General features: G+C 58.6%; 29 protein-coding genes. 15 read left to right on the forward strand and 14 right to left on the reverse strand.

Features of this window, described 5'->3' with window-relative positions; translation table 11 throughout:
* Positions 1-672: 672 nt before the first annotated feature.
* The 7 genes from BTH42_RS31625 to BTH42_RS31655 form a co-directional block, all read right to left on the reverse strand.
* Positions 673-1755 carry a CAP domain-containing protein gene (locus BTH42_RS31625; protein ID WP_075305109.1) on the reverse strand — a complete coding sequence of 361 codons (1083 nt, stop codon included), beginning with the start codon at positions 1753-1755 and terminating at the stop codon, positions 673-675.
* Between the two features lie 229 nt (positions 1756-1984).
* Positions 1985-2365: a hypothetical protein gene (locus BTH42_RS31630; RefSeq protein WP_083654993.1), complete on the reverse strand. Its 381-nt coding sequence runs from the start codon at positions 2363-2365 to the stop codon at positions 1985-1987.
* The gene (locus BTH42_RS31635) at positions 2365-2547 is read right to left on the reverse strand and encodes a hypothetical protein (protein WP_075305110.1); all 183 of its coding nucleotides are present in this window, start codon (positions 2545-2547) and stop codon (positions 2365-2367) included. Before BTH42_RS31635 ends, BTH42_RS31630 begins: the two co-directional genes overlap by 1 nt.
* The gene (locus BTH42_RS31640; RefSeq protein WP_075305111.1) at positions 2537-3715 is read right to left on the reverse strand and encodes a FlhC family transcriptional regulator; all 1179 of its coding nucleotides are present in this window, start codon (positions 3713-3715) and stop codon (positions 2537-2539) included. Before BTH42_RS31640 ends, BTH42_RS31635 begins: the two co-directional genes overlap by 11 nt.
* 36 nt (positions 3716-3751) lie before the next feature.
* The gene (locus BTH42_RS31645) at positions 3752-5002 is read right to left on the reverse strand and encodes a hypothetical protein (protein ID WP_075305112.1); all 1251 of its coding nucleotides are present in this window, start codon (positions 5000-5002) and stop codon (positions 3752-3754) included.
* An 84-nt stretch (positions 5003-5086) separates the two neighbouring features.
* The gene (locus BTH42_RS31650) at positions 5087-5512 is read right to left on the reverse strand and encodes a hypothetical protein (RefSeq protein WP_075305113.1); all 426 of its coding nucleotides are present in this window, start codon (positions 5510-5512) and stop codon (positions 5087-5089) included.
* A 328-nt stretch (positions 5513-5840) separates the two neighbouring features.
* Entirely contained in the window at positions 5841-6422 is a 582-nt protein-coding gene (locus tag BTH42_RS31655) for a nuclease-related domain-containing protein (RefSeq protein ID WP_256702462.1), read from the reverse strand.
* A 501-nt stretch (positions 6423-6923) separates the two neighbouring features.
* Between BTH42_RS31655 and BTH42_RS31660 the strand changes: the two genes are divergently transcribed.
* The 6 genes from BTH42_RS31660 (at position 6924) to BTH42_RS31685 (ending at position 11016) form a co-directional block, all read left to right on the forward strand.
* Positions 6924-7295, forward strand: a complete 372-nt coding sequence (locus tag BTH42_RS31660; RefSeq protein ID WP_075305114.1) for a hypothetical protein — start codon at positions 6924-6926, stop codon at positions 7293-7295.
* Positions 7296-7420: 125 nt separating this feature from the next.
* A complete protein-coding gene (locus BTH42_RS31665) occupies positions 7421-7849 on the forward strand; it encodes a hypothetical protein (RefSeq protein WP_075305115.1) in 429 nt (142 codons plus the stop codon).
* Positions 7850-7857: 8 nt separating this feature from the next.
* Complete coding sequence (locus tag BTH42_RS31670) at positions 7858-8718, forward strand: hypothetical protein (RefSeq protein WP_075305116.1); 861 nt, start codon at positions 7858-7860, stop codon at positions 8716-8718.
* Between the two features lie 11 nt (positions 8719-8729).
* Positions 8730-9299, forward strand: coding sequence for a single-stranded DNA-binding protein (locus BTH42_RS31675; protein WP_075305117.1), 570 nt, complete (start codon positions 8730-8732; stop codon positions 9297-9299).
* Positions 9300-9547: 248 nt separating this feature from the next.
* The gene (locus BTH42_RS31680) at positions 9548-10687 is read left to right on the forward strand and encodes a primase-helicase zinc-binding domain-containing protein (protein ID WP_075305118.1); all 1140 of its coding nucleotides are present in this window, start codon (positions 9548-9550) and stop codon (positions 10685-10687) included.
* Between the two features lie 104 nt (positions 10688-10791).
* Positions 10792-11016: a hypothetical protein gene (locus BTH42_RS31685; RefSeq protein WP_075305119.1), complete on the forward strand. Its 225-nt coding sequence runs from the start codon at positions 10792-10794 to the stop codon at positions 11014-11016.
* A 72-nt stretch (positions 11017-11088) separates the two neighbouring features.
* Here BTH42_RS31685 and BTH42_RS31690 read toward each other — a convergent pair whose 3' ends face one another.
* The 4 genes from BTH42_RS31690 to BTH42_RS31700 form a co-directional block, all read right to left on the reverse strand.
* Complete coding sequence (locus tag BTH42_RS31690; protein WP_075305120.1) at positions 11089-11355, reverse strand: hypothetical protein; 267 nt, start codon at positions 11353-11355, stop codon at positions 11089-11091.
* 2 nt (positions 11356-11357) lie between these two features.
* Positions 11358-11510: a hypothetical protein gene (locus tag BTH42_RS35715; RefSeq protein WP_178392275.1), complete on the reverse strand. Its 153-nt coding sequence runs from the start codon at positions 11508-11510 to the stop codon at positions 11358-11360.
* Positions 11511-11613: 103 nt separating this feature from the next.
* Complete coding sequence (locus BTH42_RS31695) at positions 11614-11979, reverse strand: hypothetical protein (protein WP_075305121.1); 366 nt, start codon at positions 11977-11979, stop codon at positions 11614-11616.
* Positions 11976-12992 (reverse strand): PRTRC system protein D, encoded by a 1017-nt coding sequence (locus BTH42_RS31700; protein ID WP_075305122.1) that lies wholly within the window; start codon positions 12990-12992, stop codon positions 11976-11978. The genes BTH42_RS31695 and BTH42_RS31700 overlap by 4 nt, the downstream gene beginning before the upstream one ends.
* Before the next feature lie 1150 nt (positions 12993-14142).
* Here BTH42_RS31700 and BTH42_RS31705 point away from each other — a divergent pair.
* A complete protein-coding gene (locus BTH42_RS31705; protein ID WP_075305123.1) occupies positions 14143-15303 on the forward strand; it encodes a phage integrase N-terminal domain-containing protein in 1161 nt (386 codons plus the stop codon).
* Positions 15304-15521: 218 nt separating this feature from the next.
* Here BTH42_RS31705 and BTH42_RS31710 read toward each other — a convergent pair whose 3' ends face one another.
* Entirely contained in the window at positions 15522-15899 is a 378-nt protein-coding gene (locus BTH42_RS31710; protein ID WP_218642031.1) for a hypothetical protein, read from the reverse strand.
* Positions 15900-16275: 376 nt separating this feature from the next.
* Between BTH42_RS31710 and BTH42_RS35145 the strand changes: the two genes are divergently transcribed.
* Entirely contained in the window at positions 16276-16839 is a 564-nt protein-coding gene (locus BTH42_RS35145) for a hypothetical protein (RefSeq protein WP_143752275.1), read from the forward strand.
* A 119-nt stretch (positions 16840-16958) separates the two neighbouring features.
* On the forward strand, positions 16959-18356 hold the full coding sequence (locus tag BTH42_RS31715; protein ID WP_143752276.1) for a hypothetical protein: 1398 nt from the start codon (positions 16959-16961) through the stop codon (positions 18354-18356).
* A 484-nt stretch (positions 18357-18840) separates the two neighbouring features.
* Here BTH42_RS31715 and BTH42_RS36365 read toward each other — a convergent pair whose 3' ends face one another.
* Complete coding sequence (locus tag BTH42_RS36365; RefSeq protein WP_075305125.1) at positions 18841-19143, reverse strand: VF_A0006 family four-cysteine protein; 303 nt, start codon at positions 19141-19143, stop codon at positions 18841-18843.
* A 241-nt stretch (positions 19144-19384) separates the two neighbouring features.
* Between BTH42_RS36365 and BTH42_RS31725 the strand changes: the two genes are divergently transcribed.
* From BTH42_RS31725 to arsN2, 6 genes are all read left to right on the forward strand, one after another.
* Positions 19385-19708 (forward strand): helix-turn-helix transcriptional regulator, encoded by a 324-nt coding sequence (locus BTH42_RS31725; RefSeq protein WP_075305126.1) that lies wholly within the window; start codon positions 19385-19387, stop codon positions 19706-19708.
* A gap of 12 nt (positions 19709-19720) precedes the next feature.
* Positions 19721-20197 carry an ArsI/CadI family heavy metal resistance metalloenzyme gene (locus tag BTH42_RS31730; protein WP_075305127.1) on the forward strand — a complete coding sequence of 159 codons (477 nt, stop codon included), beginning with the start codon at positions 19721-19723 and terminating at the stop codon, positions 20195-20197.
* 23 nt (positions 20198-20220) lie between these two features.
* A complete protein-coding gene (locus BTH42_RS31735) occupies positions 20221-20715 on the forward strand; it encodes an arsenate reductase ArsC (protein ID WP_075305144.1) in 495 nt (164 codons plus the stop codon).
* Between the two features lie 22 nt (positions 20716-20737).
* Positions 20738-21808, forward strand: coding sequence for an ACR3 family arsenite efflux transporter (gene arsB / locus BTH42_RS31740; RefSeq protein ID WP_075305128.1), 1071 nt, complete (start codon positions 20738-20740; stop codon positions 21806-21808).
* Between the two features lie 41 nt (positions 21809-21849).
* Positions 21850-22560, forward strand: a complete 711-nt coding sequence (gene arsH / locus BTH42_RS31745) for an arsenical resistance protein ArsH (protein ID WP_372237300.1) — start codon at positions 21850-21852, stop codon at positions 22558-22560.
* Positions 22561-22650: 90 nt separating this feature from the next.
* Positions 22651-23100 carry an arsenic resistance N-acetyltransferase ArsN2 gene (gene arsN2, locus BTH42_RS31750; protein WP_075305129.1) on the forward strand — a complete coding sequence of 150 codons (450 nt, stop codon included), beginning with the start codon at positions 22651-22653 and terminating at the stop codon, positions 23098-23100.
* 547 nt (positions 23101-23647) lie between these two features.
* On the opposite strand, the gene BTH42_RS36370 is transcribed toward arsN2, so the two are convergent.
* On the reverse strand, positions 23648-23974 hold the full coding sequence (locus tag BTH42_RS36370; RefSeq protein ID WP_075305146.1) for a VF_A0006 family four-cysteine protein: 327 nt from the start codon (positions 23972-23974) through the stop codon (positions 23648-23650).
* Positions 23975-24165: the final 191 nt, after the last annotated feature.

The raw sequence follows: 24165 nt of genomic DNA on the forward strand, positions 1-24165 counted from the left end.
GCAGTGCGACTACAAAGTCCGCCCATATTGCGGTAGTGGATTCAACGAGACGTCTGCGCCTACTTGGAACGGCTCAATGTGGGTCGGGTTGGGCTGTTCACTGCCGCCCTCTCTGCCTGCTCCACCGACATTAACGCAGGTGGCGTCAACCTGTGTAGCCTCGATTCAAAAGGCCATGAATGGGACCCGGATTGGCTGGTACACGGGACGTTTTGGCGCTTGGTCTGGGCCGTCATCTGAAGAGCTACCCCCGCCGATAATGGGGGGCGGATTTGCTTTCGGGGCCGGCTGGGACAATAGCAGCTTTAATGGAAAGACAGACGTTTATTGGGCATATGAGCTGGATGACCAAGGGGCGAACGGGATCGGCTTCTGCTATTACGAAGCTGGCACCTCCAACTTCCTTGGGTCAGGCTATGCCTTCCGAACAATGGACCAGGGCGGCTAAATAGATTCCGGATGCAGAACGGGGGTCGCTTCCAATGCTGTCGCGACGGAAAACGGACTTCTTTCGTAGAGAATCGCATGGAAAAAGCCGTTCGGTTTGATGGTCGAACGGCTTTTTTGAGCGCTAGCGACTACTCAGCCTCCGCGGTGCGACGATTCTAAGCGGAGCCAGCGTTGAATAGGGAAGCCCCGCGCGCGCTAATGCTCGCGGTTTTTTCCTCAACGTTACGAGCTGGTCGTGAAGACCCATGTCTTGCTGACCGGCTGTCCGTTCCGCTGACCAGAGAACGTGACTGTATAGGTCGTGTTGGCGGAGAGGGGGGCAAGCGGAAGCAGGGCTGCGACACCGGCAGCAAGTGCGTTGTTCGCGTCTGCCGTCGCTCCCGTCGAGCCTTGCATCGCTGCCGAAGGAACAATGATGCGAGCTGGCACGGCCGATCCGTTCGCTGTCATGGAAAACGTCGTGACCGTCAGTACGTCACCTTGCGTCGTCGCGTTGACCCGGACCAATACCGGACGACCGGGCGACGCCAGATCGGGGGCAGGGTTCGGGATTTCCGCGACCATCGCGCGCGCAACGTTCGTCTCGCTAGGATAGGGCGTCACCGCGACCGCGCCGGAAGCCATCTGCTGGCCGCCTGCGCCGTAAAGACCATTATCAACTGGATTGCCGCTGACATTCGACGTCTCGCCAAAGTCCAGCACGCAACCGTAGGTTCCTTGACCGGCGTTCACCTGGAAGCCGACGCCGATGGTCTCTTGGATCGATGTTACAGCTTGGAGGTGATAGAGGCTGTTCAGATATTGCCCGATACAGGCCGCGCCGCTTGCGTCGGCGGTCGCCTGAGTCATTCCCACTGCAGCAACTTCGCCAATCCATTCGGTCGCCGGGGCGCCGGCTTTGCGTGCCCGGCTGAGCGGCGTTGCTTCGTAATAGTCCCCGAACGTCGGAACTTCATCGTGCGTCGTGCTGGTGATGTTGCCGTTCGCAAGATTGTTGACTTGGTACAACGCATGAGCAGATGCCGACGTGTCGAGTACCGCGTCCTGCTTCAACTGACCAACGCCCATCGCGGCGCGATACGCGTTCAGCGCGGAAAAGATCGTCGCCTGCGCACTCGCGCCCGTGTATGTAGCTGCGGGTACGGAGGTTTGCAGATTCCCAGACGAGTTACCGCTGGCCGGTGGGGTCGCGCCGGTGCTGTCGCTGCTATTGTTTTTGCCGCCGTCACTACCGCCACCGCCGCAAGCCGAAAGGGCGATAGCAGCTGCGAACGAAAAGGCGGTCAGTGCTGAGATCTTCTTCATTGTGTCGAACCTTGGATTGTTGTTGGGCGTGCCCCGTGCACGACCTTGATTTCATGTTAGCGAGCACAGCGCAAAGTCAAGTCGCGACCGGTCGCGCTCCCGAAATCGTCGGGCGATGGCGCCGATACCGGATCGCGCATTCTGGTGATAACGGATATATCTCGTAAGAATTGAGCGAGTCGTCCGGTATCGTGACCAGGAAATGCCTGCGCGAGCCCGAGAGGCGCGCTCAAGTACGCCGCTTGCGACGGCGCCAGTGAAACACGCGGAGGCCGACAAAGGCCGCGACGAGCAGTCCGCCGGTCGTAACGGGCTGGAGTTTTGCCACGACCGGGATAAGGCGCGAACCCATATAGAGGCAAAGAATGACGACGGCGACCCGGCCAAACCACGGTGCGCTCAGCATGGATAGAAGGCGGGAAGGCTGGTGACTCGCCCAATCCCTGTATCCCTCATTGATCGCTCGCAGGTCGAAGCCTTCGGCCAGTCGTGCGCGCTCGTGACGGTAGAACTGCTCGTACTGCTCGAACCGCCCGTCGCCGCGGCCCTCGAGCCACGCGGCGTTGCTTTCGGGCGCAAGATAGTCGAAGTCTTCCATCGCCTTCTTCATCAGTGTGCCCGTCCGGCATGCCATGCGATGCCGCCGACGGCGTCGGCGATCACATTGCCGTCGGCCTCCGAATGGAATGCGCCGGTGTCGGGATGCTGCCAACTGAACTGGGCCTTCCCGTCTGCGCTGAAGACGACAAGGCCGGCCGGCAAATCCGGTTGTTGCGCGGTGTCAGGCGTCACGCGTTTTCCTCCGCGGTTTTTTCGCGTTGAGCTGCTGCAGGCACGCAGGACATGCGAAGCGGTTATGCACCTCGATTTTCGTGTCGTTGTTCGAGACAACATAGTGCGTGGTACAGGAGCGGCAGGGCGCGACGGTCAGGCGAGTGTCGGCGGCCATCGAGCGTGTCAGGTTCCAGCCGCGATCGGCAGAGATGAGCCGGCCTTCGAACAGGCGCGCGTAGATATCGTTCGTCGCAATGAGCGCCTCGGGTGCGTTGGCATCCATCGCAATCGCGGACCGATACAACCACATATACGTAGTGGCGTGCAGGCGGTGAAATGGACTTTCAACGAACCAGGGCAGTGACGTGGCGACGTTGCCGCACGGCGAGCTTCTGCCGTGGATCTTCTGGTACAGCGTTCGCATCTGGTGCTGGTTTAACTGGAAGAGCGTCGAGGCTGTCGAGGCGCGCAGGCCGTGCGCCATCATCGCGGCCGCGAAGATTTCGTTGGTCGCCCGTCCGAGTCGCAACCCGCTCCAGTCGGCCCTGATCGGCAGTTCGCCCGCGCGCGCCGGGGACGTGCGCATGATCAGATGCGCGATCATTTCGTCGGTCAGGCTGCTTGCGGCGAACTCGTACCAGAAGGTGGGACTGTTAAAGCGCCAGCGGAATAGCGGCAGGCCTTGCATGCCGCCCAGCGCGAGATTGAGCTTGTACTGAGGCACCGACCGGAGATATCTGGCCAGTTCGGTCGTGATCCCGAGCAGCGGAGCACACAGCACGCTCATGTTCAGCACCTGGGTGACCAGATTCAGAAAGGCGACATTCTGATGATTGACCGCATACAGGGACAGGTGATCGAGCGGTGGCGTCTTGCGACGCAGGATGTCAACGGCCACGGTTGTCGGCGTCTGGTCGACAAAACAGCGCCAGTCCTCGACGGTTTGCAGCGTGGGCTCGACCATCAGGAAAGGCGTGCGCAACAGATTGCGCAAGGAGGCCTGATTCAGTTTTAGCTGCTCGATCTCCTCGCGAGAAATGTTCAGCACCTCGCTGAAGCGGCCGTCATGCCGCAACATCAGCTTCATGTGGTCGACGAGGTTGAAATTCGTCACCTGAATGACTTCGTTGAGCCAGTCCGGTACATAGAGCCGCTCGACGGCGCGGTAGTTGCCTTTGTTTTCCATCGTTTATTTTTCTCTCTTATATCCAGCGGCCGTCAATCAGGCTGCGCGTGCGGCAGCTTGCAGCTCTCCGTGAAATTTGCCAACGAGATCGGCCAGCGCGGTGAACAGACCGGTGAAGGTCTTGTGCGCGCCGTCTGCTGTGACCAGAAGCTGTGCGCTGTGGTAGTCCTGCATGAAATCGCCGAATTTCTGCAGCAACCCCTTGATCTTCTTCTCCAGCACCTGCTGCGCTTCGATCTTCGCGGCCTCAGCGTCGCGCCGTTGTTCGAGCGCGGCTACCTCTGCGCGCATTGCATCGGCCTTCTCGCGGGCTTCGTTGAAATCGTCCATCGCGTTCTGCGTCGCTTCCTGGAGATTCCTGATGTGATCAGGCAAGGTCGGTACCGGGACTTCCCTGGTCTGCACTTTTTCCGATGCTTCGCGCAGTTCGTTCGTCCGGGTGGTCAGTTCGCGCTCGGTATTGCCAAGCTGGTTCTGCAGCACGCTCAACATCCGCTGCGCTTCGGCGAGTTCGACGAGCGTGCCATTCGCGTTTTTCTTCTCCTGCTCGATCTGTTGTTGCAGGCGCTTGGCTTCCTCGGTCAGGCGGTCGCGGTCGGATTTCGTGTCGTCGAGCTCTCCCGCGACGTCCGATAACTGGTTGGTCACGACGTCGAGGCGGGTGTTCTTTTCCGCAATCTGCTCACGAAAATCGTTGATGAGTTTCCTGATCTCGCGTTTGCTCAGGTCAGGGTTCTCTTGCTTCGCATCGACGACCATATCGATGATGTCGTCACCGATGTCGTTGCTGGTCAGCAACTGCATGTCGCTGAGGGAAAGGATCTGCACTGCGCCGACGTTCGAGCTGAACTTTTCGTAGACCTTGATATAGAGCTTCACCCACGAACGCGAGCGTCGGAAAACCTGTTCAAGGAAGCGGTAGACGATTTCCTTAGCCGCGCTTCGGGACTTGGGCGTATCTCCAAGGCGGCTGACAAAATCGTTCTGCACACTGATCATGATGTGGGCGAAATTGCCGCCGATACGCATATGCTCCTGGAGGATCTTGCGCGTCGAGTGTGCGACTTCTTCGCTTTCGGCCACGATCGCCGCGACAAGTGAGTCATCCAGCTGGGCGGCAAAGAACTGCCGCGCGGCCTGACTGATTTCGCTCTGGTTGGGGATGTGCACGAACGTGGGGGGCAACGACTCTTCCAGCGCATCAGATCCGTCTGCACCGCCTGCGTCGAGGCGGGTCGGGTCGAACTCGTCGTTGTTGGTTTTCTTCCGGTCCTTGCTGTTGCTCATGATGTGTGTGTCCTTGCTCGATTCGGGGGAAGCCGGTTCGCAGGTGTTGCGCGAAGCGAAGCCGACGGAAGTCTGTCGGTGACGCTATGCGTTCGAGGGCGCGTGGTGGTTGCCCGGCCCGCGATAGGCCTCGATCAGTCTTTTGACTTCGCGACGTGGAAGGCGTGGGTCAGCTTTTTTGGCTTCCACGATGAGGGCGACGAGTTCATCGCTCGCACCGAAGAGCAGGCACATATCGGTCAGGCGAAGGTGCCGGGTTGCTTCCAGATTGGTCCCGAATCGCTGATGACACCGGAGGTAGAGCCTTGCGCTGGAGCGGGACAGGTTCAATTCGCGGTCGACGAAGCTGAAGGCGCAGTTGGTGGCGTGCTGCCGTACCAAAGGCGTGTCGCCGAGGTTCCGCGTCCAGTCCTGCTGGACAAGATGCATGACGTCGGCGATTGCCTTCGCGCTCGTCATGTATGCGCTGGCCCCGGAGCCGTCTTGTGAGGAATGTTTACCGTTTTTCATTTCTTTTCTGTTCCGTTTCGGTGTGGCGTGACGCTGCACCCTGGCCTTTGTGATGTGCGTAGCACTCATCCCCTGGCCAGAATACGCTTCGTTTTTCGCCCGAGTCGCCCGAAAGGCGGACAATTACATGCCGCTTTCGAGGGTCGGCATTGTCTGAAGCAAACGTTTAAATCGGCAAGCATTACGAAACCTTTAGAAATTTTCATGTAATAAATTTAGGGTTTCTGCTCGATTTATGCGGATTGTGTTACGTGTATGCGATGCGCATGACTCGCCGTGTCACTCGTGATCGCCACCGCCCGGATTGCGCGCCAGGCGCGTTGCACGTTCACAGGAAGATCCCCTTCGTGTCGTATTGAGCCTGGCGGGCTCGCAGCCATTGATCCGCGCGACGAATGAGATTGGCGGGCAGAGCGGCCGAAATCTCGCACCGGTCATTGGCGAACACACCCAGACCTTCCACTGGCCAGATGCCGGGCAAGATGCCACGGAGGAAACCAACCTTGGACCGGTTCTGGCGAAGCGGCGAGCGGCGTGTTTCGCGTTGGCCGTCGGCACCGACGCGCACAACGGTTTGTGCGTCAGGACCGGGCAGGATGCTGCCAGCCCAGTTCTTGGTTTCGATGACGAAGATGCCGAAAGGCGTGATCGCGAGATGATCCAGTTCTGCCGTCGGGAACTCACTCCCCGGCGCGTGGTTCAGCAGCAGGGCGCCAGGGTGGAGGTAGAAGTTGTCGCCGCACAGCCATTGCAGCGCGGAGCGAAGTTCCGCCTGCACGCGAGCCTCGCCTTCGTCGCCGCATTTCTGGTTGCGCTTGGCAGGAAGGCCGCTGGATTCGGGCTTGCGTTGGCGCGGGAGTGCCCGCCAGGCGAGTGCGCAACCGGACGCGACAAGGATGTAAGTCAGCATCGTGGGAACCTCGTTGAGTGGAGAAGAGTTCCAGTCTGCCGCGCAAATTCTGAAGTCAAGTCGTCGCGGAATTGACGATAAAACTTCGAAGCTTTCTTCTCGCCTTCATTCAATCCCGAAAAGCTGTATGGTTTATTCGAGCTTTCCGGGTTAAGGCCGTCAGCCGGCTGATGCAATTGCGGTTGGAACGACTAGCTGCGAGACCCACCTGCCTTTTAAGCTGCACGACTTTCGTGAGCATTCAGATATGTTGCGAGGCGTGCGCGCGGTAATCTAGGCTCATTCCGGCGTCGTCCCCGACGCATCGACATGCGCGACGGTAGTCGCCCGCCTGCGCTGCTTTCCCCTTCATTTTTTCTTCTGCGCTGGTGTTCTCGTATGGGCCCTTTCCGGGCTCCTACGAAAGTGCCTCGCGCCGAGTTTCCTTGCTCGTCCCGAGCATCGAAACCACCGGACGTTGTCCGGACATTCCCTTGTGCGTGAATTTTTCTGGAGAGAAAAATGCTGAAAGTTCTGGTCAACGGCGCTGAGAAGACACCGGGCAAGCTGCTCGCCCTCTGTCTTGTCGTCTACCTCGCCACGATTTCGTTCGCGGTTGCTCTGGTTGTCGGATTAGTCGCCGCGAGCTGGTTGCAGCGGGCGATGATGAAGAAGGCCAAGGCAATTGAAGCTGCCCAGGCCGACGCTGAGGCCGCACGCATCGAGACCGAAAAACTCGCTGCGGCTGCCAGAGCTGCTGATGCCGGCAACGCTCACACCGCAGCCGTTGCTCACGCAACGGCTGCTGCGAACGACCCGGCTGTCCGACCGGCGCCGATCAAGCAATATGCGAAATCGGCTGTCGTTGTTCCGTTCAAAACCGCTACCCAATAAGCGGGTACTGTCACCACCTACCGTCACCCTGGGCTTATGCCCTCGGTGACGGCACCTCAACCCATGCCGGGAATCCATTCCCGGTTACGGGTCATGTGATTGCCGGCCAGACACCGGAGCAATCCATGGAAACGCATGTGGCTGCCTGGCAGCTGGACATGTTCGGCGATTCCTCGCCGGTTCTCGTCACTACCCGCCGGCCTGACCCTCTTCCCGATCCACAGTTCTGGAGCGACACGGTTCGCGACAGGATGATCGACGCGCTGATCTCGTTCGCGAGTGACAGCCGTCGCGGCGACCGCATGCCGGAGTCGCTGATGGACTGCGCGGAACTGCTCTCCGAGCGTCTGCGTAACCGCAAGCTCGATGTCGATGACTACCGCGCAACGCTTGGCTGGATCATGGGTTACTGGGGTGGCGCGCTGCCGTATGTCTACGTCTGCAAGGTCAACGGCATTGATCCCGAGGCACTGCAGGACGTCATTTTGAGCACGCCCCTTCTCGCGCGGGATCTGCGCGAACTGCAACGCATGTGCTTCGGCACGTTGCTGTAGGAGTCAACATGGCAAACGCTGGATCACTCCTTAACCGCGTACTCGCGGAGCTTTTCCCCGGCAAATCTGTCGCACAACCCACCTCACCATCACCCGAGGCCAGCGCGCCGGCCGCACCTGTTCAGACGTCTTCGTCTCATGCGACCGGTAGCGGCAGTGTGCCGCACGAGATAGGGCAGGGAGCGGCAAACGAAACGGTGGTCTTGATCGGTGACACGCCGCACCTGTTCGTCGACGAGGGCGATCACATTGTTGAGTTCGTCCCCGCTTTCGATGATCACACCGAGGAAACCGAGTTCGGCCTGAAGATCGTGCCGGACCTCGCTCCCCACTGGTCACAGGTGGCTTCCCATCGTTGCACGCTCAAGGCTGCGATCTCGACCGCGATTCGTGGATACAGCACATCGGGGGGCAGCACATCGCTCAACGTCCCGAAGTCAGAGCCACGTGACACGAATGAAGCGCCGACGCCTGAAGCTGGGCTTCCTGCTTCGCACATGAGCGGCGATGAGGACCGGCCCGCACGCGGCAGCGCCACGCGCGCTCGAGTGCCACGGGAGTCGACTGACGCCGCGGTGACGGGTCGCATCCTGTCCTGGGGAGAAGAGCGGTTCCCGGATCGCAACAAGCCCGGACGCTTTTACAACTCGTTCGCCATGCACATCGACACGACGACAGGCGAGCGAACGCTTCAGGGCGAAGGTCTGAAGGACGCAATCGCTGAATGTCGCTGCGTCGTCGGTGATGTTGTTTCCGTACGGCGCCTGCGCAAGATCAAGGTCCCTGCGTTCCGTAGCGATGGCAGTCCGGTCATGGTCGATGGCAAACAGGCGCTGTGGGACAAGTGGCTATGGTCAATTACTAAATAGAGGAAATCAGAATGGCATCTGTAAATAAGGTGATTCTCGTCGGCAACCTCGGCGCAGACCCGGAAGTTCGTTATCTTCCGAGCGGTGACGCAGTGGCGAACATCCGTCTTGCAACGACCGATCGCTATAAGGACAAGGCATCGGGCGAGATGAAGGAAGCCACCGAGTGGCACCGTGTTTCGTTCTTCGGGCGTCTGGCCGAAATCGTGTCGGAGTATCTGAAGAAGGGCTCGTCGGTGTACCTCGAAGGGCGCATCCGCACGCGCAAGTGGCAGGCGCAGGACGGCACCGATCGCTATTCGACCGAAATCGTCGCAGAGCAGATGCAGATGCTCGGCGGACGTAGAGGTGGCGAGAGCGGCGGTGACTTCGAACAGCGTGGTGGCTCGCGCGCCATTCGGCCCGCGCCGGCCTCGCGTTCCAGTGAGTCGCGTGCGCCGGACAATGTTGGCACCCGCGCGCAACCTCCGCAGCCGTCTCATGGTGGCGGTGGTGCTCCGCGTGGCGGTGGCTTCGATGAGATGGATGACGACATTCCGTTCCGGGGTTTTCACACGCGTTCAGCGTGGTCGATTATCTGATCCCGGAAAGGCTCACCATTCTTCCAATTCTTCTCCCGTAACACCTCACCTTCGCACCGACACGCCTTCGGGCGTGTCGTGCGACGGATCTTCTGCACCGGCCGTTCGCGCCGGTCTTTCTTTTCTATCCAGCCAGCACGTCTGCTGAAAAAAGCCGCCTGCCAATGCGCGGACCGCTTTTTTGAGCACGCGTTCTTACGCCTGTCTCAGGCACCGACCTAACCCACTTCCGCAAAGGAGAGTGACTTATGAGTTTGAATGGAAGGGAACTCACGCCCGAGCAGTACGGGTGGCTACAGCGCAAGCTGAAGGAGTTCGCGCGCTCCCCGGAGCAATGGATCTCGCTCCTCATGAGCTATGGCGTGCCTGCTGACCGTTTGACGGGCAAGGCGTGTGCGTGTCCCGTTTGCGGCGGTGACGATCGGTTTACCTACGACAACAGGCGTGGGCGAGGCGACTGGGTATGCCGCCATTGCAACGACGGCGACGTGATGGCGGGCGACGGCCTTCAACTGATCACACGCGTTAACCGGATGGGGCTGTACCGGCTGATGCGCGAGATCGACGGTGGTTCTGCGCCGCTGGCAATCCGTTCGACTGGAACTACTGAACCGCCAAAGCCGAAGCGTAAGGCAAGCCCGGAGTTCACTGCCAGGCGTCTGAGCTCGATGTGGGATGCAGCAAAACCACTGTCGGTGGGCGACCTTGTGATGCGCTACCTGGGCGCTCGCGTGCCCGGCCTGCGTGTTGCGCCGTCGCCGGGGTTGCGGCTCGGCATGCTCGAGTACAGGTACGAGAAGAAGGTGATCGGCAGCTGGCCGGGAATTCTCGCGCGGTTCGAATTGCCCGATGGCCGACTCGGTACGCTGCACCGGACGTTTCTGGAACGATCGACGCCCGCAAAGGCGCAGATCGTGTCGGCCGACGGCGAAATCCTCGACCCGAAACTCAACGATATGACGCTCAATCCGCTCGCTGGTGGCGCGGTCCGTCTGATGGAGCCAGTCAATGGCGAAATCGGTGTCGCTGAGGGGCTCGAGACGGCCTGTGCTGCGCACATGCTGTTCGATGTGCCGACGTGGTACTGCCTGAACATTGGGCTGATGCGTCAGTTCGTTGTGCCGGACGGCCTGGGTATTCGCGTCGTGCACATTTTCGTTGACTTCGACGCCGTCGATCCCAAGACCGGCAAGTCCGTCGGCGTTGCAGGTGGCGTCGAGCTCGCAAAGCGTCTGAGAGCCGAAGGGTTCACAGCCATCATTCACCGGCCGCGCGTTCGCGGAACCGACTTCGCTGACGAGTGGGTTGCGCGGTGCACGAATGCGGCGCCGTCGATGGAGACACGTCACGGCGTCACGAAAGCTGCGCACCTCGCAGCGGTCGTCTGAAGTATTGCAGTGAGCGCGGCTTCGGCCGCTCATCTTTTATCTTGCCCGGTGGGGATATCCCCCGCCGGGGAATGTCACGTCGGGCTATTTTTCTGGAGAAGAAAATGCGCTCGTTCCAGGTTCTCGTGGGTGGTTTCGCAATCGTTGCTACGAACGGGGTCGAAGGCGGCCGTCAGCCGGTCGGCAAGTCCGAAGCCGTGGCGTACGATGTGATTGACCGGAAGGCAGCGGGCAATTCGCAATACGCCAGCCGCGACCAGAGTTTCGATGAAGCGTGGGATTTTTGCGCCCGCCGCCTACTTGTTACCGCGGCTCCCCGGCCGCACTGAATACAACCTCTGAAACGACGCGGCTCCCCAAAAAGGGAGCCGTTTTTTTTCGTCTGCGCGGTTTCGTCAGTTTCAGGATTTAAGGATGGCCAGGCATACCACCACAACGATCGCGAAGACCTTCCACAGCCGCCAGATTTCGCTCGACCACACTACGCCAGCCATGCTCGTGAGTAGCAGCATGGCGCACAGGTCCATATCGACCGTATGCCTGCTCGCGAGCATCGCAGCGAACCACCACAGGGCGACCGATGCAACAAAGATGATCGCGCGGCGGGCGAAGAAGGGCAGCGCCATAAACTTCCTGTAGTACGGGACCATCCTGTCGATGAGTTCCATTTTTAAACTCCCTTGTTCCTGTTCACATACCAGGCGAGCACATCGTAGCTGTACCAGCCTGCAAAGCAGCAGGCTGCGGCAGTCGCGAAAAACAGCCACGTACGGGCCTCGTTGAGCGGAAGACCACCTCGGACAATTTCGATCAGTTCCAGCATATAACCCCCGGAGTGTTGCACCGGTGCAAGGCGCTGCGCGCCATAAACACACCAATGCGATAACCCATCTTCGCATCGCCGCATAGAAGTCAAGTCGCCGCGCTCAGACGAACGAGCCGAACGCATCGGCTATTTCATTGACGTCGTAACTACTGACCGGGTCGCCGTTGCCGGAATCAACGGGACTCGGACCGACGCTGGCAGCAGCTTCTGGCAAAACGCGCGGCGCCTCTTCCGGAGGACGCGACAGCGCGGCCGCCGGTTGCACTCTCGACGAGAAGAAGTAGCCGGCTGCAAAGGAAGCCGCGCCGTCCATGCCTGCCGATTCCTGGCCGCGGAGGGCGGACTCGGCAAGCGAACGAAGGAGAGCGGCACGCTCCCTGTATGACGATGCCTGGTTCAGTCGCGCATGGAGAAGCGGCGTGGTCACCGCGTCGATGACCAGCTTCATGTCGAACTTCTCGCTCATGCTTTAGCAGTAGCACGCTCACGCGTGAGGCCAGCTTCTCCGACGATCAGAAAGCCCTTCGCGTTTGCCATGCAGGGTGACTCGATGACTTCCAGCGTAACGCGCGGGAACGCCTTCCGGATGGCGGGCGCATACAGGGCGCCGCCGCCTCCCGACAGGATGATCGATCGCACATTCGTCAGTTGCCCGACGTTGTTCTGCATTTCCTTCACGACTCCAGCGATGACCGGCTGCGACTGTTCCAGGTATGGGTCAAGGTCGACGTCGTTGCCATAGAAAAAGAATGGCTTGCGCTCGCGTAATGCCTTGTCAATGCGTTCGATGTCCTCGACCTGTTCGTCCTGGTCGCGCGAAATGAGTGCCGCGATCCGTTGATAGATCTGCGATGCACCGCCCGGAATACCGTCGCTTCGCTTGTCGTCCATCGTGAAGCCATTCGCATAAACCCAGTCGGTCGTGAAATAGCCAACGTCGATGACAAGATGCGCGCTGTCCCGACCGAACTCGCTCTGGCGGTTGGCCGACGCCGCGACGAGCGAGCCAAGCGGCTGCGGGATGACCACCACCTTCTCTACGGTAACGCGTCCTGCGCCGAAATCGAAGTTGCCTGTGAAGCGGTCACGCAGGGCGCTCGAATATTTCTTCATGTTGTGGACGGGCAAGCCCAGCACCAGACGTTCGATATGTGTCACACCGGCGAAATGAATCGCGCCGGCGAGCAGGGCAGCGTAGTTGTCAGACAGGACGAAGTCATTCGAGAGGGCGCGGCCGGTATTGCCGTAAGCGGCAGTCAGGGATACATCGGGACCGACCTCATACTCAATCTGGTCGATGACGATCGTCACGACCTTGCGCGAAGCAAGGACGCTGTCGCCGTAGCCGGACAGTGCGCGGCTGGCGGCAAGCGGGGCGAGAGACGGAAACATGCCGGTGGCGATGCTGCCGCTGGCTGCGCGATGTGCATACTTGGTGTTGCCGTAGCCGACGTCGACTGCGAAGACGGAGGTTTTCAAGATGACTCCATTCGATTTGAGGGATCGCGATGAAGTGACAGAAAACTGACAGATAAGTATCAGTTTGTTCGGCCACATCTCACGTGGACCGGCGAACTATCAGATTACTGACACTTAAGTGTCAGTTTGCGAATCGCGCCAGGCGTTGCTGGTGGAACTGACACTTTTCTGTCAGTTCTGCCTGATTTCGAGTCTATCGAGCGCTCATCAAAGTCAAGTCAACAAAAGCCAGCGGGTTCTGAGCAGCTTTCGGGCGGCGCACCGGGGCAATTCGCCTCTATCCTTGGTCCACCTACTGCGTCCATGACGCATCGAACCTGAGTGCAAGGCACTCGCACGTCCTTATCCTCAGGCCCGCAACGGGCCAGAAACAGCAGGTGACCGGGCCGCACGATGAAGCGGCCTTTTTCTTAAGCAAATCAAGTCCACGATGGTCCACCATGAGGACCCCCGAACAGTGCGATATCCATACGATTGGCGGTGGTTTGCCGCGATATGACGCAATGAGGACATGTGGAGAGACCGGACACCGGACACTTTTCGTATGCTCATGTGCGTTTGCACACGCCCTTTCAGCAATAGCTGGGTGCGTTCACGAAGCCCGATACACCGCGGCGGAGATGAACGTGCTTGGGGGCGGGGGAACTCCTGCGGACCGGAAAAGAACGGAACACCGCGATTCCCTGACGGAAGAGAACACGGCGCGCGCGGCCGTACACAAACGCGTATCAGGTATTGCCCGGCACATAGCGAGGGGGCGTCACCGCGAAGCGGCGAACGAACCTGACGTGCGAAGCGTCACGCTGGCAGGGTAGCCACGAAGCTGCATCAGGCGGAGTCATCCGCGCAGCGCGACGGCAGGGATGCCTCGCGAATACGTCGGTGGTGTGTTGCGCGAAGCGCGATGCACGCCGGCAGGCAGCAGGTTGGACAGTCGGACCGCATGCTCTTCCCATGCATCTGGCTGATCGGATGGAATCGCTAAAGGAACGGAAGGCAGGACCCTCGCGCCGGGGAAACGGCGAAGCCGCGCAGGCGGCGAAGACAAGACAAGCCCGCTGGTTCGGGCCACGGCATCAGGTAGGGATGCTGCGAACCAGCGAGCGCCGGACAACGATATTGCGGCGAGCTCGCCGCGCGGAGCGTCAAGATGGCCGCCATTCTCAACGTGCGTGCAGTGGTGAACAAATACAGATTCGCTCCCGGGTTCAGGGATGCGCTGCTCGCTCTATTCGATACGCACGTCACGCAGGTTCACAGCACCACCCGGATCAGTCACAAGGCGCTGTCAATCAAGACGCAGGAACGTCGGGCGACGGCACTGTGCAAGTCGTTCAGGGAGTTGCGGCATCACGGCTATGCGTTGCAGACGCCGTGGTCCCTCAAGCACAAGCATGTCGAATGTCTTGTCAGGCACTGGGTCGCGGACGGCCAGAGCGGTGGAACGATCGAGAACAAGCTGACCTACCTGCGGGCGATCGCGCAATGGATGGGCAAGCCAAAACTGGTGCGAACGCTGGCCGACTATGTTGACCGCCGCGAGCATGGTCTTGTGCGTAGTTACGTCGCGACCGAGGACAAGTCATGGGAGGCGCACGGCATTGACGCTGCAGCCAAGATCGAAGAGATCGCACAGACGTGCCCCTACACGGCGGTGCAACTGAAGCTACAGGCGGCGTTCGGTGTGCGCGTCCAGGAGAGTTTTATGTTGCGCCCGGTTGAGGCCGTCCGCAATCCACAGGTGCTGGCCGTCGTACGCGGGACGAAGGGCGGCCTTCCGCGCGAGGTGCCGCTCGAAGCGAAGATGGCGATTCTGGAAGAAGCGGCGAGCCTGAGCAACGGCGTGACGGGCTCGACAGTGCCGGCTGGCCGGACGCTGACGCAATGGCGTGACTGGTATTACTACGTGCTGGAAAAGCACGGCGTGACCAAATCGGGTCTGGGCATCACGAGTCACGGCCTGCGCCATGGCTATCTGCAATCGCTATATGAACGGACAGCAGGAACACCGGCGCCGATCAAGCGGGCCAGTGAGCGTCCAGATCCACAGGCGCACCAGGAGGCGATGCGCCGCGTTGTTCAGGCGGCAGGCCACAGCCGCGTGACCAAGGCGAACGCTTACCTGTCGACGTTTGCGAAACAGGAGCGGCTACAGAGGAAGTTGCCGACGGCCGAGGCGGTTCGCGAGGCGCTCAGGATAGCCGAGGGCAACAAGAGCCATGCCGCCACGGCCCTGGGTATCTCGCGTCAGGCGCTCTATCGGATACTCGGGGCGGCAGGGGGGAATGAACCGGAAATTGGCACGCCATAGTCCCGAAGCCGCTCAGTCGAAGTGCCGCAAAATGGATTCTCTCTCAGGTTCCGGCGGCGGCCGTCAGATCGTTCAAGCCGGCTTTCAGAGTCGGCTTTTTTTCTTCGCAGAAAGTCCTTTGGAAGGCTCTGTTCGACCCCACAGCGGTCGGATGCATCTATCGAGAGCAGACGTTCAATGCCTGCTTCGTCGTATTCGGAAGATTAAATCTTTCACTGCTATTGAAACACCACGGCGTGCCAGTAGGCCCGCGGATCCCGGAACCAGGGCGCGAATTCCTGTCGGTCAAAGACGCGAAGCTGCTCCATCTCCACCGCAAAACGCTGGAACAGAGCAAGCAACTCGCGCAAAGCACTCTCGTCGACTTTGGTCTCATCGACATAGATACTTAATACGTCGAGCTCGCCTTCATAGCGCTTCACGCTCGACAGCTTGTCGAGCCACTCAAAAAATGCAGTTTCGTCGCACTCCGAGTAGTACCGAACACGCTTTGCAGAGAGAACTATTTCATTTGTCATGATGTCTGCCTCCGGAGTTGCTGGGTGTTGCCAGACGAGATTGTCGACCAGCTGGTTCCAACAGTCGAGCGACGGCATTTGGTCGGCTAGTGCCCGACGACCAACCTCGGCAATCGGGTCGGGCTCACCTCCTATGCGAAAGGCATAATCCGACCCTGAACGGTCCCTCAGATTCGCTGATAACGGACATTTGACGTGGAAAGCATTACTGCGTTAAACCATACAAAACATCGGGGCAGCCTTCTTCGTTTCTAGTTCCATCGCTGTATGCAATAGGCAAGATTTGCTTTCTAACCCAATGGGGTCCCGCGTCCCAACGTGGTCCTTGTGTCTTGCGCCTAGTCGTGCAGACATGGGAGCAACTCACTGTGGATATCCAATTGGCATTTAATCAATATTTAGATTGACTGCGCTTGGAAGTTTCACTACTGTTCCCAAAAAAAGGATTTCCCAGATGAAAACCTTTGTTGTTTATTTAGTCATTGGTTGTGCTGCGATAGCAACAACATATTATTTTATAACACGAGCGGAAAGTCAAAAACCGGTCTTATCGAACAAAGGGGTCATTGCCACAACGTCCCCGGGTACTTCCGCCTCCGGCGCTCCGGAAGCTGAGCATTTGCGAAACGCGTATGGCGACACGACGACTAACGGACGATCGTCAGCGATAAGTGGTGACGCCAACCACAATGGCGTACGGGATGACATTGATGAAGTGATAAATAACAAATATCCGGATGGTGAACAACGGCGCGCATTCTTTCAATATGCACATGCGGAACAGAAATTTCTTTCCGCTGGCGGAAGCCCGGCCGGAGCACGCCAAGGTATCCAGGAGATCGATAAAGCAATTCAATGTTTGAGGGCGAAGGCCCCGGAGCAATACCAGATACAGTCCAAACAGCTACTCGCGCTTCTACTCAATACACCTGAAAACTTCAGCGCGTATGCGCTTGCCACGAAAAACCTCGGGGGTCAGGTGATCCCCGGATACAGTGGGAGTAGTCCATGCGAATGAATAAAACTTTAAAATTAGTGTTTTTGCTCTCAATTTCATTGTTTTTTCAACACGCGTTGGGAGATGAGCAGGAAAATCGATGCGACTCACCATTTCGCATATATTTCGGAAATGGGATCATGAATACGCCAGATGATTGGGTCGAAAGCCGGCTGGAACTTCAATCTGCCATTGGTCCGAAATACCATCGGATGCCCGTATCGTATGGTAATTCGTTCAATCCAAGCGGGGGTTTCCTTGCAGACTTGACGACCGTATTCCAGCAAAAGCTTACTGAGGACAGTTCTCTCTCGTGGGAGCTTCTGGTGAAGGTGTTTTTAGGCCTTACCGCGGACATCAACCCTGTGGTTGTTGCATCCGTAAATTCGCTGATATCGACCGTCGCCAACCAGTCCTCCGAGGAACTGAAACAACAGTTCGAGTCAGAGTACGCCTACGTAGATGATAAGGTTCTGCAGGACGTTGGTGCATATACCGACGACATCCTGAATCATGGTCGACGTGTACTGGTCGTTGGACATTCACAGGGCAACCTGTATGCGAACGCGGCATACAGGCTCCTCTATACAAACCCTGCAATCACGACTCAAAGCTTTAAGGTCGTCGGGGTTGCGAGTCCAGCGGATTTTGTCGCGGGTGGCGGACCATACGTAACGTCGGATAAGGACATGGTTATCAACGCGCTCCGCTTCATGGTTGCGTCATCAACCCTTCCCGCAAATGTCCCGGTCGACTTCAATGAAAATGATATATCGGGCCACAATTTCGTTGCGACGTACATGAACTCTGCGCTCTATGCACGCTCACAAATTGTCGGAATGGTCCTCTCGCAGTTGAACAACATAGAGGAGCCGTTGTCTTCGTACGATTACAGGGTCCAGATGGATATTTCCAAAATCGCGGGCGATGGACCTGATTTACCCACCTATATTCCTACTTACCTGTGCGACTCGTTATCCCAGCTGGTGGCTGGCTGTGCCAGGACTACGCTACGCTATCTAACCGACCACGATGGCAATGCGTACGACCCTGACACTTCCCCTGGTTTCGCCGGAACAGCATCTACGATAATTGACCGATTAGCGGTCGTGGCGCCCGAAGTCACTGATCAGCGTAGTGCGGTCAACTTGTTCATCAGAGCGCAATATCCAGTGCTAGGGACGTCCTCTGTGGAAGTTGGCGACGGAGCGTACTACTATTCGCACCATTTCAATTCCGCCGGAACGTTCGACCCTACCCCGCTATTGCATTTTTCCGATGAATTCAGATACCAAGCGAACGGGGCCGCTGCAATAATGAATTACATTAATCAGGGCACACCCGCCACCTTCTATACAAGTCTGCCAAACACCGGCCAGGTCTTTTCGGAGTCGTTCGACTTACCTCTTGCGGACACGGCTCTTAAACTTCAGGGCAAGGTTTCGTATGAGACAGGTGAGTTGGAAACATTTTCAACAGAGACCGTCCGTCTGAGCAACCTAACTTATCGAATGAGAGTATGTCGCGCAGAAGGCTAGCGCTTCTAACAGTGCAACAAACGGTTTTTACGAAGCGGGACGGTGTCAGGGTATGGTCTGGAACACAGCTCTACTCCACTCGACGGCAGATCGCACACAAAGGAAATGCCGGAAAATAGTCTAGGCTGATTCGACGCAAAAGGTTTCTTCGGCCACTCAATCGGTAGGTGATTTCAAGGTTGACGCGCGACAGCGAGTTTAATGTTTAGTTGGGTACCTAACTCCTTCTGGGACTGCAGAGGGCCAATCGGTCATGGCGGGATTGGGCGGCAGGCTGAGTAAAAAGGATTCGTGCTAAGGTCACCACCGTTGGACCTTTGTCACGGCCGCGGCAAATATCACCCCAATGCCCACCACAATTGTCGACGATGTGTATGTGAGTTTCCACCGACCGCTCTTGGCCGACCGCTGCCTCATGTGATTTGGATAACGGGCCAGCGGCGGCCACATCGCCAGCTTTGCTCAAGCGTCAGCCGGCTCCGTCCTACATCGGGTTTTGACGTCGGCATGCATGCATTATCTCGTTGACCGCAAACGCTCCTCTCACGGTCTGCACATTTTGCAGTACGCATCGGTGGTACGCTCTTTCGCGCGGAAGAAGCATTTCGCCATTTCTATAAAGAGCATCGCACGAGTCGCTAATCGCGCGAGCCGCAAAACTGCTCTGACTGTTTTGCAACGACTGCAGGATGCATTGATCGTAGCTTGGATTGTTACCACCGTATGCCAAAGTCGAGACGGGGATGACGAGGGTGATCCAGAGGAACAGACAGGCGAGTTTGCGCATTATTGTGGCCAATATCAGGAGGTTGACAGCGGCAGTCGCCGATTGTCAGCGATTCAGGCGTCAGTGTCGAGAGACCGTTCCTGGCCGACTACTGCCCGCCGCGGAAGGCTGTGGTCAACTCTGAACTGTCCTTCGACCCGCCGTCTCAGCGAGGTCCGCTTGCAAAACGATAGCCGTCATTGCCCCTGGTGAACTGCCGTAGCGACTTGCTTCCATGCGTCATTTCGAATATATTGGAAATATGGAAGATAAAGATGTTATCCGCGCCCTTGCGGCGCTCGCTCACGAGCTACGCCTGCGTGTGTTCCGCATGCTGGTCGTCGCAGGTCCGACCGGCTTGACGCCGGGTGGCATGGCGGAACAGCTCGATGTTCCCAACGCGACACTCTCCTTTCACCTGAAGGAGCTGATGCACGCGGGGCTCGTCACGCAGGAGCGCGACGGGCGCAGCCTGATCTATCGGGCCGCCTATGACCAGATGAGCGCGGTCCTGGGTTTCCTGACCGAAAACTGCTGTCAGGGGCAGCCTTGCCTTGAGCCTGGCACTACCTCATGCAAATGCTGACGGAGAACCACCATGAAGCGGTTCCACATCCACGTCCACGTTGACGACCTCGCAACCAGCGTCGCGTTCTACTCGAAGCTTTTCGCCGCCGAACCGGCGCGCGTCGAGGCGGACTACGCGAAATGGATGCTGGACGATCCCCGCGTGAACTTCGCGATTTCAACGCGCGGCACGAAGGCCGGTGTGGACCATCTCGGTCTCCAGGTGGACGACGCGGCCGAGCTTGCCGAACTCGCAAAGCGGGCCGAGGCTGCGGACATGGCCCTGCTCGATCAGGGTGAAACCACCTGCTGTTATGCGCGCAGCGACAAGCACTGGGTTCTCGATCCGCAGGGTATCGCCTGGGAACACTTCCATACGCTGGACGGCGCTCCGGTATATGGAGAGAGCAGGCAAACATCGTCGTCGGCAGGGGCAACGTCCTGCTGTGCCCCGAGCGGCAAACCCATTGGCATCCCTGTTAAGCCCGCCGGTTCGGCCTGCTGCTGATGACGCTGCGCACAGACAACACCGTGACCACAAACGTACTCATCCTCTGCACGCACAATTCCGCGCGCAGTGTGCTTTCCGAAGGCATGCTGAACCACTGGGCGAAGAAGCTCGGCAAGGACGTCCGCGCGTACAGCGCGGGCAGCGCCCCGAGCGGACGCATCAATCCGTTCGCGCTCGGAGCGCTGACGAACGCAGGTATCGATACGCAAGGCTATCGCAGCAAAAGCTGGGATGAATTCGTGCAGGACGGTGCACCCGAGATGCGCATCGTCATCACAGTCTGCGACAGCGCTGCGGCCGAACAGTGTCCGTTCTGGCCGGGCAGCCCTGTCAAGGTCCACTGGGGCTACGCCGATCCGTCGAACGCGCCGGGCGGCGATGAAGGCAAGCGGCACGCATTCGAACTCACGCGCGAAGCGATCGGCTACCGCATGCTGCAACTGCTCACGCTCCCACTCGAAAGTCTGGACAACACCGAGCTGCAGCAGGCGCTAAACGACATCCTTCAGAGCTGAATCCTCTCCATCAAGTCACCCCATGAACACCCCCAATGTTGCCGCTTCGGGGAAGTCGGCCGCGAAACCGGCCATCAGCTTCTTTGAGCGATACCTGACCGTCTGGGTCGCGCTGTGCATCGTCGCCGGCATTCTGCTTGGGCAAGTCCTGCCTGGGGTCTTCCAGGCGATCGGCCGGATGGAATATGCGCACGTCAATCTGCCGGTCGGCCTGCTGATCTGGGTGATGATCATCCCGATGCTCGTCAAGGTCGACTTCGGTTCGCTGCATGAGGTGCGCCAGCACGTTAAGGGCATCGGCGTGACGCTCGTCGTGAACTGGCTGATCAAACCGTTCTCGATGGCATTGCTCGCATGGCTCTTCATCAAGCACCTGTTCGCGCCGATGCTGCCTGCAGAGCAACTCGACAGTTACGTCGCGGGCCTGATCCTGCTTGCCGCCGCGCCCTGTACGGCGATGGTCTTTGTCTGGAGCCGGCTGACCGGTGGCGACCCGCTGTTCACGCTTTCCCAGGTCGCGCTGAACGACAGCATCATGGTGGTCGCCTTTGCGCCGCTGGTCGGCCTGCTGCTCGGCATTTCCGCGATCACAGTGCCATGGGCGACGCTGCTTACGTCGGTCGTGCTCTACATCGTGATTCCGGTCATCCTCGCGCAGATCCTGCGCAAGATGCTCCTTGCCAAAGGGCAGGCGGCGTTCGATGCCGCGATGGCAAAGATCGGCCCATGGTCCATCACCGCGTTGCTGGCGACGCTGGTGCTGCTCTTCGCGTTTCAGGGCGAGGCCATCCTGAAGCAGCCGCTTGTCATCGTGCTGCTCGCTGTGCCGATTCTGATCCAGGTATTCTTTAACTCGGCGCTTGCGTACGGGCTCAATCGCGTGGTCGGCGAGAAGCACAACATTGCCTGTCCATCGGCGCTGATTGGCGCCTCGAACTTCTTCGAACTGGCTGTCGCCACTGCAATTGGTCTGTTCGGATTCAACTCAGGGGCCGCGCTTGCGACGGTCGTGGGCGTGCTGATCGAGGTGCCGGTCATGTTGCTCGTGGTGCGCATCGTCAACCGCTCGAAAGACTGGTACGAGTGCGCCTAACGAATATGGAAACGCCACTGATGGTAAACGTGCCCGATCTCATGACTGATCTCCCGCAGGTGTACCCGGCTCTATTTCGCGTACCCGATATCAATTGCCTGCAGCCTGCCAAAGCGTCGCCCCGTCCGCCGCGCATCCTGCTGCTCTATGGTTCGCTCCGTGAGCGCTCCTTCAGCCGCCTGCTGAGCGAAGAAGCGGCACGCCTGCTCACGGCGATGGGTGCCGAAGTTCGTACGTTCAATCCAAGTGGCCTGCCTCTGCCGGACGACGCGCCGGACAGCCACCCCAAGGTGGCCGAGCTACGCGAGCTGGTGCTGTGGTCGGAAGGCATGGTCTGGTGTTCGCCGGAGCGGCACGGCGCGATGACCGGCATCATGAAGGCGCAAATTGACTGGATTCCGCTTTCGGTCGGGGCGGTGCGGCCGACCCAAGGCAAGACACTCGCCGTAATGCAGGTCAGCGGCGGCTCGCAGTCGTTTAACGCCGTCAACCAGATGCGCGTGCTTGGACGATGGATGCGCATGTTGACGATCCCCAACCAGTCGTCGGTGGCCAAGGCGTTCATGGAGTTTGACGAAGCCGGCCGCATGAAGCCTTCGGCCTATTTCGACCGCGTCGTTGACGTGATGGAGGAACTCGTCAAATTCACGCTGCTGACGCGCGACATCGGTCCGTACCTGGTAGACCGGTACAGCGAGCGCAAGGAGAGCGCCGAGGAACTGATGAAGCGCGTGAATCAATCGGCCATCTAATGCGATCGGTTCCGGTTGCCGCTCTCGTTCAGCGTCGGTCCGAAATTCTTCCGGCCTTTGAGGCCCCATTGGCAAACTAGGACCCGCATCATGCATCTTCGATCAGCAACCGCATCCGACCTCGCCACGATAGAGGCATTACTCGCAGCCAACAATTTGCCCACGGTTGGCGTTGCTGAGCACCTGACCAATTTCGTTGTAGGAGTGAAGTCGTCAGTGATCATAGCGTGTGGCGGCGTCGAATATTACGCAGACTTCGCCCTTATGCGTTCGATTGTCGTTGTGGGGGACGCCCGTCGTGCCGGTCTCGGCAAAACCATCGTTGCCCATTTGTTGGCAGCATGCCAACTGCGAGCCGTTCGATCGGTGGTGTTGCTAACTACTACAGCTGAGCACTATTTTGCTGGTCAAGGCTTTGCACGCGTCGAGCGCGAGGAAGTGCCGCTGCCTCTGCTGGCATCCAGCCAGTTCCGGGGCGTGTGTCCGGCTTCTGCCACCGCGATGTTAGAAGTGCTCAAAGTCGAAGAGCGAGACCATTGACCTTTGCGTTCAGCGTCGCGCTCCGCGCGAACATGAGTCATTCGAAGGACAACATGCAGCGCGATAGAAATGTCGGCCCATGGCCGACTAGTGCCCGATGCGTCATGCATCGAACGGCTCGGCACCGTCGCTTCGCGATGGGCCTTAGCGCATACCTCCGGCAGAAGGGTAGGCAGGGTCATTGACAATCGATGTGTCCACGCCCTGCCACTTGAAATAGTAGAAGCCTATGACAATGCACATCACACAGATCGTCAATGCCACTACGATGATTTTCCCAGTCGGACGACTCATGAATCAACTCCATAGTGACATCACAAAGTTGGACGGATTGTCGACGATTCAGGCCGCAGTGTCGAATGGCTGAAGCTGGGCCGCACAGAGCCCGACGGCGACCGGTTCAGGACGACCTGTTGCGGACCTTGGGACCTTCCGAACGCAGCCGTCCATGCCACGGTCACACTACGTCACGACGGGACAGGGTCGACGAAACAATCGAAACTGAATCTTGCGAATCTCAGCGCTGCAATGGTCAACGACCTCGGTGCTACATCTGATTTTGACGTCGGCATGCATGCAGTATCTCGTTGACCGCGAACGCTCCTCTCACGGTTTGTACATTTTGCAGAACACACAAGTGATACGCTCTTTCGCGCGGCAGAAGCATTGCGCCATTTCTGTAAAGCGCGTCGCACGAGTTGCTAATCTCGCGAGCCGCAAAGATGCTTTGACTATTTGCTAAGGAATGCAGAATGCATTGATCGTAGTCTGAACTATCACCACCGTATGCCAAGGCCGAGAACGGGGTAGCGAGCGAGATCGAGAGAAAGAGATAAGCGAGTTTTGAGCATGCTTGTGGCCGAGGTCCGGAGATATCACAGGGTGCAGTCACCGATTGTCGACGATTCAGGCCCCAATGTCGAACGTCTCAGACTGACCGAATTTGCAAGTGAAGATTGCGCACGTAGAGTGTGATGGCAAAATTCTATTGCCGTATCGACGCGTTCGACTGCCTATCGGCAGATCAGCTGTCTATGTGACCCTGAACCGCTGGAGCACCGATGA

This window comes from Burkholderia sp. SRS-W-2-2016 (genome assembly GCF_001931485.1).
GTDB lineage: Bacteria > Pseudomonadota > Gammaproteobacteria > Burkholderiales > Burkholderiaceae > Paraburkholderia.